The organism is Halomonas qinghailakensis (genome assembly GCF_025820815.1).
GTDB classification, from domain to species: domain Bacteria; phylum Pseudomonadota; class Gammaproteobacteria; order Pseudomonadales; family Halomonadaceae; genus Vreelandella; species Vreelandella qaidamensis.
In genome coordinates, this window is the sequence record NZ_CP096973.1 from 1,324,184 (window position 1) to 1,337,671 (window position 13,488).

Annotated in this window: 10 protein-coding genes; 1 reads left to right on the forward strand and 9 read right to left on the reverse strand. The window is 52.8% G+C overall.

Translation table 11 applies throughout. The features are described 5' to 3' along the window. Positions 1–79 precede the first annotated feature (79 nt). Together ftsH and rlmE are read right to left on the reverse strand one after the other, a co-directional pair. Complete coding sequence (ftsH, locus tag M0220_RS06185) at positions 80–2,089, reverse strand: ATP-dependent zinc metalloprotease FtsH (RefSeq protein ID WP_264018955.1); 2,010 nt, start codon at positions 2,087–2,089, stop codon at positions 80–82. Between the two features lie 232 nt (positions 2,090–2,321). Next, positions 2,322–2,969 carry a 23S rRNA (uridine(2552)-2'-O)-methyltransferase RlmE gene (gene rlmE, locus M0220_RS06190; protein ID WP_030074122.1) on the reverse strand — a complete coding sequence of 216 codons (648 nt, stop codon included), beginning with the start codon at positions 2,967–2,969 and terminating at the stop codon, positions 2,322–2,324. A 114-nt stretch (positions 2,970–3,083) separates the two neighbouring features. Between rlmE and yhbY the strand changes: the two genes are divergently transcribed. Further along, a complete protein-coding gene (gene yhbY / locus M0220_RS06195) occupies positions 3,084–3,410 on the forward strand; it encodes a ribosome assembly RNA-binding protein YhbY (protein WP_030074123.1) in 327 nt (108 codons plus the stop codon). 125 nt (positions 3,411–3,535) lie between these two features. Here yhbY and greA read toward each other — a convergent pair whose 3' ends face one another. From greA to dnaK, 7 genes are all read right to left on the reverse strand, one after another. Continuing rightward, a complete protein-coding gene (gene greA / locus M0220_RS06200) occupies positions 3,536–4,012 on the reverse strand; it encodes a transcription elongation factor GreA (protein WP_030074124.1) in 477 nt (158 codons plus the stop codon). Further along, entirely contained in the window at positions 4,009–7,239 is a 3,231-nt protein-coding gene (carB, locus tag M0220_RS06205; protein WP_030074125.1) for a carbamoyl-phosphate synthase large subunit, read from the reverse strand. Before carB ends, greA begins: the two co-directional genes overlap by 4 nt. Before the next feature lie 72 nt (positions 7,240–7,311). After that, positions 7,312–8,457 (reverse strand): glutamine-hydrolyzing carbamoyl-phosphate synthase small subunit, encoded by a 1,146-nt coding sequence (gene carA / locus M0220_RS06210; RefSeq protein WP_030074126.1) that lies wholly within the window; start codon positions 8,455–8,457, stop codon positions 7,312–7,314. Positions 8,458–8,859: 402 nt separating this feature from the next. Beyond that, the gene (gene dapB, locus M0220_RS06215; protein ID WP_030074127.1) at positions 8,860–9,666 is read right to left on the reverse strand and encodes a 4-hydroxy-tetrahydrodipicolinate reductase; all 807 of its coding nucleotides are present in this window, start codon (positions 9,664–9,666) and stop codon (positions 8,860–8,862) included. Positions 9,667–9,799: 133 nt separating this feature from the next. Then, on the reverse strand, positions 9,800–10,081 hold the full coding sequence (locus M0220_RS06220; RefSeq protein ID WP_030074128.1) for a DUF2218 domain-containing protein: 282 nt from the start codon (positions 10,079–10,081) through the stop codon (positions 9,800–9,802). A 175-nt stretch (positions 10,082–10,256) separates the two neighbouring features. Further along, positions 10,257–11,411, reverse strand: coding sequence for a molecular chaperone DnaJ (gene dnaJ, locus M0220_RS06225; RefSeq protein WP_030074129.1), 1,155 nt, complete (start codon positions 11,409–11,411; stop codon positions 10,257–10,259). A gap of 110 nt (positions 11,412–11,521) precedes the next feature. Further along, on the reverse strand, positions 11,522–13,456 hold the full coding sequence (dnaK, locus tag M0220_RS06230) for a molecular chaperone DnaK (protein WP_030074130.1): 1,935 nt from the start codon (positions 13,454–13,456) through the stop codon (positions 11,522–11,524). Positions 13,457–13,488: the final 32 nt, after the last annotated feature.

The window sequence follows — 13,488 nt, forward strand, 5'->3', positions numbered from 1 at the left end:
ACGGTAACTATTTCACAGCATAACAAAAAGGCGCCCCGCTATGGGACGCCTTGTCTAACATTACTACAGCCCTCGTTAATTACGATCCAGCAGAGCCACCTAACGGATCCGAGGGCCGACGACGAGGCTCGTCATCATCTTCTTCGCCATCCTCACCAGAAGCGCCTGGCGGGGTGTCATCGACCGACTCTCCAGCCTTCACTTCTGGCTTATCATCGCTAACACGTGTGCCACCGCCAGATGAATCACCGTCGTTCCAACCTTCAGGCGAACGCGGATCACGGCCTTCCATAATATCTTTCAGCTGATCGGCGTCGATAGTCTCGTATTTCATTAACGCTTCGGCCATCGCGTCCAGCTTGTCGCGATTATCTTCCAAAATCTGACGTGCCTGCTCGTAACACTCGTCGATAATTTTGCGCACTTCTTTATCGAGACGAGAAGTCGTTTCGCCAGACTTCAGCTTACCGCCACCTTGACCAGGGCCACCAAGGAATTGATGAGATTCATCTTCGTCGTACATGATCGGACCCATTTCACTCGACAGGCCCCACTTAGCAACCATGTTATGAGCAAGCTCTGTAGCGCGCTTGATGTCATTAGAGGCACCGGTAGTCACACCGTTAGCGCCCAACGTCATCTCTTCAGCAATACGACCACCGAACAGCGAGCAAATTTGGCTAAGAATTTGCTGACGCGACAGACTATAGCGATCCTCTTCCGGCAAGAACATCGTGACACCCAACGCCCGGCCACGTGGGATGATCGTCACTTTGTAAACAGGATCATGCTCAGGGGCAACCAAGCCAATAATGGCATGACCTGATTCGTGATACGCGGTGTTGAGCTTCTCTTTATCGGTCATGACCATCGATTTGCGCTCAGCGCCCATCATGATCTTATCTTTAGCAAGCTCCAGCTCTTCCATGGCAACCAAGCGCTTATTACGACGGGCCGCAAACAGTGCTGCCTCATTCACCAAGTTTGCAAGGTCCGCGCCAGAGAAGCCCGGAGTACCGCGTGCAATCAGCTGCGGCTTAACATCATCAGCCAGCGGCACTTTGCGTAGATGAACACCCAAAATGTGCTCACGACCACGAATATCCGGCAAACCAACGGTCACCTGACGGTCAAAACGACCTGGGCGCAACAGTGCAGGATCAAGTACATCAGGGCGGTTAGTTGCGGCAATCACGATAACGCCTTCGTTAGCCTCAAAACCGTCCATCTCAACTAGCAGCTGGTTAAGCGTTTGCTCACGCTCATCATTACCGCCGCCCATCCCTGCACCGCGCGAACGACCAACCGCATCAATTTCGTCAATAAAGATAATACAAGGTGCTTGTTTCTTGGCCTGCTCGAACATATCACGAACGCGTGAAGCACCGACGCCCACAAACATCTCAACAAAATCTGAACCGGAGATCGAGAAAAACGGCACTTTGGCTTCACCGGCAATCGACTTGGCCAGCAGCGTTTTACCCGTTCCTGGGGGACCTACCATCAATACACCACGAGGGATTGTTCCACCCAGGCGCTGAAACTTGGTAGGATCGCGCAAGAAATCTACCAGCTCTTCAACTTCTTCTTTTGCTTCGTCACAACCTGCAACATCAGCAAACGTCGTTTTAATCTGATCCTGCGACAGCAGTTTAGCTTTAGATTTGCCGAAGCTCATCGGGCCGCCTTTACCGCCACCAGCACCACCCTGCATTTGGCGCATAAAGAACATAAAGATGGCCAAGATGAGCAGGATCGGGAAGCTAGCAATCAGCAAACGTGTCCAGATGCTTTGCTGCTCAGGCTCTTTACCAACCACTGTCACGTTATTACTTAACAAATCATCCATCAGCTTGGGGTCTTCCGCCGCTGGACGAATGGTCTGGAACTGGGAGCCGTCCGTTCGCTCACCAATGATGGTATAGCCATCAATCGTGACACTACGCACCTGCTGATTTTGCACCTGCTGCACAAACTGAGAATAGTTAGTGGTTTGCGGTGCACTTTCTGTACTGAAATTGTTGAACACTGTCAGTAGAACGGCCGCAATGACCAACCACAGAATCAGGTTCTTCGCCATATCGTTCAAGGGGCTACCCTCATTACAAGAATCCGTCAGTTAACCGTCAATACTCAGACCTTACACTAGAGCTTAACGTTCAACCATTGCCAAAGCACATTTTGCTTTGGGCCATCTGTGTCACGCACGTCCAACCTGCATAATGTGACACAATTTGCGTCTGCCTGTCTGGCAATCGCTCTGATAAATCTTTGCTATTACTCGCCAGCTTGCCTGACCGCCAGCGCATATTTACGTTACGTTAACCGCGAAATCCTTCCGCTAAGAAATAAACCTCCCGCGAACGCGCCCTTGAGGCATCCGGCTTGCGAGTAACCACTCGATCAAAGCTATTTCGAAGCTCTTTCAAATAGGTATCAAACCCTTCACCTTGAAAAACTTTTGCCAAGAAGCGCCCACCCGTTGGCAACGTTTCTCGCGCAAGCTCTAAAGCCAGTTCAACAAGATACATCGCCTGAGGCTGATCAATTGCTGCCATACCACTCATATTGGGGGCCATGTCAGACATCACAAGGTCTACTTGGCGATTTCCTAAACGCTCTAGAATCGCATTAAGCACGCTTTCCTCAGTAAAATCACCCTGAACAAAGTCAACACCGGCCAGCGCATCCATCTCCAGGATATCTGACGCTATCACGATACCATCAGGCCCCACCTTTTCTGCGGCAATTTGACTCCACCCACCAGGGGCAGCGCCTAGGTCAATGACGGTCATACCTGGGCGAAACAACTTATCTTTTTCATCAAGTTCAAGCAGCTTATAGCTTGCCCGAGAGCGATAGCCATCTTGCCAGCGTTGCTTAACGTACTGGTCGTCAAAGTGTTCTTTCTTCCAGTTATTGCTGGTTTTGCTCACTGAATGTTTACGGCTTGGGGGCTTTTGCTGCATGTGGGAATCTAACACTGGAATAAGAGATGGGCACATTAAAGCGATTGCTTTCACTTAACGGCTTTTCACCGTAAGATGGAGCGTTAAGCGCTAACCGGGATACCGCAAGATACCATGAGCTTGTCACAGGCACAAAAGAAAGCATTTCGTAGCATTGGCCACCACCTTAATCCGGTGGTCACCGTTTCTGAAAACGGCGTCTCCGAAAATCTGCTCGCAGAACTCAGCCGCGCACTCAATGATCACGAGCTCATTAAAGTGAAGCTCGCTATTGCAGAGCGGGATGACCGCGTCGCAATGCTCAACGAGCTCGTCGCCGACAGTCACGCTGAGCTAGTACAAACCATTGGCAAAATGGCGCTGCTTTATCGCCGTAACCCAAAGGTAAACCCCAAGCTTTCCAACATCACGCGTTTTGAAAACCACCACGGACGGCATTAACCTGCACGTGACTCGTTAAAGAATGCATGACACTAAAAGGCCCGTGACATCATCGTCACGGGCCTTTTAGTGTGTCTGGATCGCAGGCGCCATAAAGACGCCTGCCCCTGCGTCACAGCGGTAAATCAGAGGTGTTCAACACTCTCAATTTCGTACTCAACATCGCCACCTGGGGTTTTCACCACCACCACATCGCCTTCTTCTTTGCCAATCATCGCTCGGGCGATAGGCGAGGTCACAGAAATGCGCCCCTCTTTTATATTGGCCTCATCTTCACCAACAATGCGGTAGGTAACACTAGCGTCGCTATCCAGGTTCAGCAAAGAGACGGTAACGCCAAAGATCACCTTGCCGGTTTTCGGCAGCTTGGTAACGTCAATTACCTGAGCACCTGAAAGCTTGCTCTCAATTTCCTGAATACGGCCTTCAATAAACCCTTGCTGCTCACGAGCGGCGTGGTATTCGGCATTCTCTTTGAGATCACCGTGTTCACGCGCTTCAGCAATAGCAGCTATCACTTGGGGGCGTGCTTCGCTCTTCAAGTGATTAAGCTCTTCGCGAAGACTTTTTTCTCCCGCTACCGTCATCGGGACCTTGTTCATTGACTTGCTCCTGCATGCAGATCCTGAAGGCGCCGCACCGTAATCTCCCTACCGTACTCAAGCGCCATGCAAACAGCATTAGCGCCCGCCAAGGTGGTCGCATAGGGCACCTTGCGCGCGAGAGCAGTACGGCGAATAATTGAAGAGTCGTTAATAGCCTGACGACCTTCAGTCGTGTTCACGATGTAGGCGATTTCGTCGTTCTTCAGCAGATCGACGATATGGGGACGGCCTTCGTAGACTTTATTGACGTGCTCAACTTCCAGTCCAGCAGCTTCAAGTGCTGCCGCTGTACCGCGCGTTGCACATAGTGTGAAGCCCAATGTTAGCAGAGAACGCGCCACTTCGATAATCCCTTGCTTGTCGGGCTCGCGTACCGAAAGGAACGCTTTGCGGTCACCATCCAAAGCCGGAATAGCTTCGCCAGCACCCAATTGCGCCTTGAAGAAGGCTTCTGCAAAGGTATCGCCAGAGCCCATTACTTCACCCGTCGACTTCATCTCGGGCGACAGAATCGGATCAACACCTTGGAACTTATTAAACGGGAAGACTGCCTCTTTCACGCTGTAGAAATGTGGGATGATTTCGCGCTCAAAGCCCTGCTCGGCAAGTGTTTTACCCGCCATGCAGCGCGCCGCAATTTGCGCAAGCGACGTGCCAATGCACTTAGACACAAACGGCACGGTACGCGAAGCTCGGGGGTTGACCTCAATGACATAAATCTCGCCATCCTGCCACGCCAGCTGGACGTTCATCAGGCCTTTCACGCCCAGCTCAACGGCCATTTTCTTGACCTGCTCGCGCATTTCATCCTGCACTTCGGCAGGCAGCGAGTAAGGCGGCAGCGCACAGGCGGAGTCACCAGAGTGAACACCCGCTTGCTCAACGTGTTGCATAATGCCGCCAATCACCACCTGCTGACCGTCAGATACAGCGTCGATATCAATCTCAATCGCTGCACTCAAGAAGTGATCAAGCAGGACGGGGGAGTCGTTAGACACCTTCACCGCATTGGTCATGTAGTTTTCAAGTTCAGAGGCATCATAAACGATCTCCATCGCCCGTCCACCCAGCACGTAGCTAGGACGAACCACCAACGGATAGCCAATCGCCTCTGCCTTGGAAAACGCCTCTTCAAAGCTACGGGCGGTCGCATTGGGCGGCTGTTTCAAACCTAGCTTGTCGATCATCACCTGGAAGCGCTCGCGATCTTCTGCGCGGTCGATGGCATCCGGTGTGGTACCGATAATCGGCACGCCCGCCGCCTCAAGCTCGCGGGCCAGCTTCAGCGGGGTTTGACCGCCGAACTGCACAATCACACCTACCGGCTTCTCCTTGTCGGCAATTTCCAACACATCTTCCAGCGTCACCGGCTCAAAGTAGAGACGATCAGAGGTGTCGTAGTCGGTAGAAACGGTTTCCGGGTTGCAATTGACCATGATGGTTTCATAGCCATCATCGCGCATGGCGAAAGCGGCATGCACACAGCAGTAATCAAACTCGATGCCTTGACCGATACGGTTCGGACCACCACCCAGGACCATAATTTTCTGGCGATCCGACACATCCGCTTCGCACTCCTCTTCATAGGTGGAGTACATGTAAGCAGTGTCGGAGGCAAATTCCGCCGCACAAGTGTCGACACGTTTATAAACTGGACGAATGCCCGCTGCCTGACGCGTTTTGCGGAACTCCTTTTCAGCTACACCAAGCAGCTTGGCCAAACGCGCATCACCAAAGCCTTTACGCTTTAGTTGGTACAGCTCGCGGGTAGAGAAATCGGCCAGGGCGCGCTTGGCGACGGCATTTTCAGTCAACACCAGGTCTTCCAACTGCACCAGGAACCAAGGGTCGATATTGGTTAGCGCAAATACCTCATCGACACTCATTCCCGAGCGCATAGCGTCAGCGATGTAGAAAATACGCTCAGCACCGGCGGCCTGCAGCTCGCCCTGAATGATCGCCATGTTGTCTGGCGTGAAATCTGTGATGATCGGATCAAGGCCATCGTTACCGGTCTCAAGCCCGCGCAGCGCTTTCTGCAGCGACTCTTGGAAGGTACGACCAATTGCCATCACTTCACCCACTGACTTCATCTGGGTGGTCAGACGGTCGTTTGCCTGGGGGAATTTCTCGAAAGTAAAGCGCGGAATCTTAGTGACGACATAATCGATTGATGGTTCAAACGATGCAGGCGTGCGACCACCGGTAATATCGTTTTGCAGCTCGTCCAAGGTGTAACCCACCGCCAGTTTCGCGGCAATTTTGGCAATCGGGAAACCCGTGGCCTTAGAGGCCAGCGCCGACGAGCGCGATACCCGCGGGTTCATCTCGATAACCACCAGACGGCCGGTTTTCGGATCCATACCAAACTGTACGTTGGAGCCACCGGTTTCCACACCAATCTCGCGCAGTACCGCAAGGCTGGCGTCACGCATGATTTGGTACTCTTTGTCAGTCAGCGTTTGCGCTGGCGCGACGGTAATCGAGTCACCGGTGTGAACGCCCATCGGGTCGAAGTTTTCAATCGCACAGACAATGATGCAGTTGTCATTCTTATCCCGCACCACTTCCATCTCGTACTCTTTCCAACCCAGCAGCGACTCATCAATCAATAGCTCGTGGTTGTTGGAAAGCTCGAAACCGCGAGTACAGATCTCTTCGAACTCTTCTTTGTTATACGCCACACCGCCGCCGGAGCCGCCCATGGTGTAAGAAGGACGAATAATGGTCGGGAAGCCGAGCTCCGCCTGAATTTCCCAGGCCTCGTCCATGGTGTGCGCCACTTTCGCTTTCGGACACTCCAAACCAATACGCTTCATGGCTTGATCGAACAGATCGCGGTCTTCAGCCATGTTAATCGCATCGGCGTTGGCACCGATCATCTCGACGCTGTACTTTTCCAGTACGCCATGCTTTTCCAGGTCAAGCGCACAGTTGAGCGCTGTTTGGCCACCCATGGTGGGTAAAATCGCATCAGGGCGCTCGACCTCAATGATCTTTTCCACCGCTTGCCAGGTAATTGGCTCGATGTAGGTTGCATCGGCCATAGCCGGGTCGGTCATGATGGTGGCTGGGTTGGAGTTAACCAAAATAACTCGGAACCCCTCTTCACGCAGCGCTTTACACGCTTGGGCGCCGGAGTAGTCAAACTCGCAGGCCTGGCCGATGACAATCGGGCCAGCGCCAATGATAAGAATGCTGTTGATATCGGTACGCTTAGGCATAACGGTTCCCGCAAAATAGGTGACGATGAGCGACAAAAAAACGGCGTTACATGGCTGCTATCAAAGGCAGCGTTAGCGGCGCGCCTGCATCATGGCAATAAAGCGATCAAATAGCGGCGCCACATCGCGCGGGCCGGGGCTGGCTTCCGGGTGACCCTGGAAGCTAAACGCCGGGCGGTCAGTGCGCTCAATCCCTTGCAGCGTGCCATCAAACAGCGAACGGTGCGTAGCGCGCACGTTGGCTGGCAGAGTCGCTTCATCGGCGGCAAAGCCGTGGTTTTGGCTGGTAATCATAACCGTGCCGGTGTCTAGGTCTTGCACCGGATGGTTGGCGCCGTGGTGGCCGTGGCCCATCTTCACGGTTTTGGCACCCGAGGCCAGCGCCAGCAACTGGTGACCAAGGCAGATACCAAATACCGGCGTGTTGGTTTCCAATACTTCCTGAATCGCTTTGATAGCGTAGTCACAAGGCTCGGGGTCACCCGGGCCGTTAGCCAGAAAGACACCATCCGGATTCATTGCCAGTACGTCAGCAGCAGGCGTTTGTGCTGGCACAACCGTCAACCGGCAGCCACGCGCGGCCAGCATGCGTAGAATGTTAAATTTCACGCCGTAATCAAACGCCACCACGTGATAAGGGCGCTCGCCTTGCGTCGTATCTGCGTAACCCTCGCCCAGGGTCCACTCGCCTTGTGTCCATTCGTAAGCCTCTTTGCACGAGACTTCTTTGGCCAGATCCATGCCCTTCAACCCAGGAAATGCCTTCGCTGCCGCTAGCGCCCGCTCTACCGCATCATCGCCCTCTGCTTCTGCACCCGCCAGAATCGCGCCGTTTTGCGCGCCTTTATCGCGCAGAATACGCGTTAAGCGGCGGGTATCGATATCCGCAATGCCCAGCACATTTTGGCTTTTCAGATAATCGGAAAGGCTTTGCTCTGAACGGAAGCTGCTGGCTAGCAGAGGTAAATCACGAATCACCAGGCCCGCTGCGGCAATCGATGCCGATTCCACATCTTCAGAATTAATGCCGGTATTGCCGATATGGGGATAGGTCAACGTGACGATTTGGCGGGTATAAGAGGGGTCAGTGAGGATTTCCTGGTAGCCGGTCATGGCTGTATTGAACACCACCTCACCGCTTGTGACGCCCTCCGCGCCAATGGCTATGCCATGAAACACACTGCCATCTTCCAGGGCCAATATCGCGGGTTTGCTCAATGCGGGGTTATTCAAGACAAGTTCTCCCATGCTGGTGGGAGCCTGTGGGCGCAGGCTCGGCGATCCGGTTTGTCGGCGTTTGCGTGCAAACGTCGGGTCGTAAAAAAGCGGGACGAAGCCGATAGTAAAAAATCGGTTTCATCCCGCTTGTTGTTCTCTTCCGTGGCGTTTAGCCATGGCGCAGCATTTAGCTGACTATTTTTTCTAACCGAAGGCCAGTGCAACAAGCGCGGTGCTTTCTCTACATGTACATCTTCAACGCCTATTGGCGTGTGTTCAATGCAGATTTGTTGCTGCTTTTTGCAGCCACTGGGCCAAAATTTTTGGAATGTTACAGGATTTACCGACTTTAGGCTAGCCCTTTATTGTCACGCTAGCACCTGGGGTCGCTCTGACAATACCTTAGCTTAGCTCCAATACATCCTGCATATCGTAACGGCCATGCGCTTTGTCGGCGACCCAACGGGCGGCACGTACCGCGCCTTTGGCAAAGGTCATACGACTAGAGGCTTTATGGGTAATCTCGATACGCTCACCTTCTGTCGCAAACATCACCGTATGCTCACCAACGATGTCGCCAGCACGTACAGTGGCAAAGCCAATCTCTTTGTCGGTGCGCGGGCCACACTGCCCTACCCGTTCAAAAACACCATGCTCTTTTAGCGTGCGGCCAATGCTCTCTGCGACCACTTCACCCATCTTAATCGCGGTGCCGGAAGGCGCATCCACTTTATGACGGTGGTGAGCTTCGATCACTTCAATATCGTAGCCTTCATCACCAAGAGCTTTAGCCGCTGTTTCGAGCAGCTTAAGGGTTAGATTAACGCCTACGCTCATGTTGGGTGCAAATACCATGGCAACTTTATCACGGTAGCTATCCAGCTCGGCTAGCTCGTCATCGCTCATCCCGGTAGTGCCAATCACAATGCGCTTGCCGTGTTCAGCGCAGAACGCCAAATTTGCCAAGGTGACCTGCGGCGCAGTGAAATCGATCAGCACGTCGAAGTCATCTACGATTGCGGCGAGAGAATCTACCGCCACTACGCCGCGTTTGCCAACGCCCGCCAGCTCACCGATGTCCGCACCTGCCAAGGAACTACCTGGCTCAACGATGCCACCTGCTAGCGAGGTATCCGCCTGCTGTTCTACCGCATTTACTAAGGTACGGCCCATACGGCCTGCTACGCCTACAATGGCAATTCGGGTCATGGAAACTCCTGCGCGTGCGTCGTTCAGCACCCAGCTTGATATAAGAAAGCCACGGGTTAAAAGGGGTCAAGATTATAACAGACCCCTCTTAATGATGCGGCGCTTAAGGGAACGCACCGCTACTTTGAACGAATTAGTTCTCCCAAACGATTTCCAGCGGTTCATCATTGGCCATACGAACAAGATGACTCTCCACCACGCCCTCTAACTGGTCTAAGTGGTTCTCTTCCAGCGTCTCAAGAGAAACAATCAGGCGATCCGGCTCGGCATGCATTAAGCAAGTACCATTGGCAAAGGTGATTTTGGCTTCCTGTTCTCCATGCTCAACCTCAAGCTTATGCGCCCAATGTTTGCACAAACGGTTAATCAAGCGCTCGCCAGAAGAGGTGATGATTTCGGCACGGGATAACGGCATCGTATGCTCTCCATAAAGTTTACGAATAAGTTCTCACTAGCGTAATCCTCTCAATAGAAACCGCAAAGCACAGAAAAAGAATTATTTGCGCTACCCTTCCCCAACCAACCGGCAATAAAAACGCCCCAGCACACGAAGGTGATGGGGCGTTGAGCTGCCGTGAAGTGAATTGCCGTTACGGCTTCATATCTTCAAAAAACTTCTTCACGCTGTCGAAGAAGCCGGTCTTCTTCGGCGAATGGCTGTGACTATTGCTACCATCAAAGCTCTCTTGCAGCTGACGAAGCAAATCTTTCTGCTCGTCGTTGAGATTAACCGGCGTTTCCAATACCACCTTGCACAGCAAGTCACCCGCTGCGCCGCCGCGTACCGGCTTCACGCCTTTACCACGTAACCTGAAGAGTTTACCGGTTTGGGTTTCCGGCGGAATCTTCAGCTTCACACGGCCATCTAGCGTAGGTACTTCAAGCTCACCACCTAATGCAGCATCAACAAAGTTGATCGGCACGTCACACTGTAAGTGTTTGCCATCGCGCTGGAAGATGTGGTGCGGCTTAATAGCGACCTGAACGTACAGATCACCAGGCGGGCCACCGTTAATGCCACTCTCACCTTCGCCGTTCAGGCGAATGCGATCACCGGTATCGACACCCGGCGGAATCTTCACCGATAGCGTGCGCGTTTCCCGTACACGGCCTTCGCCGTTACATTTGTGGCATGGCACTTTAATGTGCTGGCCACTACCGTGACAGGTCGGGCAGGTTTGCTGAACCGCAAAAAAGCCTTGCTGCATACGCACTTGGCCATGGCCATGGCACGTGGGGCAAGTTTCTTTGCTAGAACCTGGCTCGGCACCTTCACCATCGCAGCGATCACACTCAATATGACGTGGCACACGGATATCAACAGTTGTGCCAGAAACTGCGTTTTCCAGATCAAGCTCTAGGTTGTAGCGAAGGTCGCTACCACGAGCGGGGGCGTTAGGGCCACGACGACGGCCACCACCGCCACCAAAGATATCGCCAAACACATCGCCAAAGATGTCGCTGAAATCGCCAGCGCCACCACCACCGAACCCGCCACCGCCAAAGCCACCGCCTTGGCCGTCTACACCGGCGTGACCAAACTGGTCATATGCCGCGCGCTTTTCGCCATCGCTTAAGACTTCGTATGCTTCTGACACTTCGCGGAATTTTTCCGCTGACGTGTTATCGTCCGGGTTTCGATCAGGGTGGAATTTTTGCGCCAAGCGGCGGTAGGCCTTTTTGATCTCTTTCTGATCGGCCCCTTTTTCGACACCCAGGACTTCGTAATAATCGCGTTTGGACATGGGTCCTACGCCTCCTGGTTAGCTACGCACTTAATTAGGCGTCTGCTGCGGAAACAGCAACGCGGGAGTTGTCTCCCGCGTCACCGCATTCCTTAGCAGATAGAGGTGATTTACTGCTTCTTCTTGTCGTCGTTGACTTCTTCATACTCAGCGTCAACCACGTCATCCTCTGGCTTAGTGCTAGTATTTTCAGCACTTTCGCCGTCCGCCTGTTGAGCAGCTTCAGCCTGCTCGGCGTACATTTTCTGCGCTAACTTACCAGACACTTCGGTCAGTGCATCCAGTTTCTGCTGGATGTTGTCCTGATCGTCAGTCTTCACTGCTTCTTCCAGCTCGCTAATTGCGCTCTCGATGGCTTGTTTCTCGTCATCAGTCGCTTTATCGCCCGCTTCTTGCACGGTTTTGCGAGTGGCGTGAATCATGCCATCTGCTTGGTTACGCAGCTGCACTAGCGCTTCGAACTTCTTATCTTCGTCCGCGTGTGCTTCCGCATCGCGTACCATTTGCTCGATCTCTTCATCCGTGAGACCGCTGGACGCTTTAATGACAATCGACTGCTCTTTATTAGTCGCCTTGTCTTTGGCTGATACGTTCAGAATGCCGTTGGCATCCAGATCAAAAGCCACTTCAATCTGCGGCACACCACGCGGTGCTGGCGGAATGTCTGCAAGGTCAAAACGACCCAGCGACTTATTCTGCGCAACTTGCTTACGCTCACCCTGCACGACGTGAATCGTTACTGCCGTTTGGTTATCATCCGCCGTAGAGAAGGTTTGTGTCTTCTTCGTGGGGATGGTGGTGTTTTTGTCGATCAACGGTGTCATTACGCCGCCTAGGGTTTCAATACCTAGGGTTAGCGGCGTCACATCTAGCAGCAGTACGTCTTTTACGTCGCCGCCAAGTACACCGCCCTGAATCGCCGCACCAACAGCAACCGCTTCATCAGGGTTAACGTCTTTACGCGCTTCTTTGCCGAAGAAATCAGCGGCTTTCTTCTGCACCATCGGCATGCGCGTCTGGCCACCGACCAGAATCACTTCGTCGATTTCAGATGCAGACAAACCAGCATCTTTCAGCGCCATTTTGCACGGGTCGAGCGAGCGCTGTACCAGATCTTCAACCAATGACTCCAACTTGGCACGTGTCACCTTCACGTTAAGGTGTTTCGGACCAGTATTGTCAGCGGTGATATACGGCAGATTAACATCTGTCTGCTGTGCACTAGAAAGCTCAATTTTGGCTTTCTCGGCCGCTTCTTTCAGACGCTGCATAGCCAAGTTGTCGCCAGACAGGTCCATACCGCTATCCGCTTTGAACTGGTCAACTAAATAGTTGATCAGCGCCAAGTCGAAATCTTCACCGCCCAGGAAGGTGTCGCCGTTGGTGGCCAACACTTCAAACTGGGTTTCGCCGTCAACGTCTGCCACTTCGATAATAGAAATATCGAAAGTACCGCCACCCAGGTCGTATACCGCGATGGTTTTATCACCACGGGATTTGTCCATACCGTAGGCTAATGCGGCAGCAGTCGGCTCGTTAATGATGCGCTTAACATCAAGACCGGCAATACGGCCCGCATCTTTAGTTGCCTGACGCTGGCTGTCGTTAAAGTACGCAGGTACGGTAATAACCGCTTCAGTTACTGCTTCACCGAGATAGTCTTCGGCGGTTTTCTTCATTTTCTTCAGCACTTCCGCGCTTACCTGCGGCGGTGCCATTTTTTTACCTTTTACTTCAACCCAAGCATCACCGTTATCAGCTTCGGTGATTTTGTAAGGCACCATTTTGATGTCTTTTTGTACGACATCATCTTTAAAGCGACGGCCAATCAGGCGCTTAATCGCGTAAAGAGTGTTTTCAGGATTGGTGACGGCCTGACGTTTTGCTGCCTGGCCTACCAGCGTCTCACCATCGTCGGTGTAGGCAATAATGGAAGGCGTAGTGCGGCCACCTTCGGCATTTTCAATTACTTTAGCGCTGTCACCATCGAGCACTGCCACACAAGAGTTGGTGGTGCCCAGATCGATACCAATAATGCGTCCCATAGCAAAAACCTCGAATTCGGTTGTTACAAAAC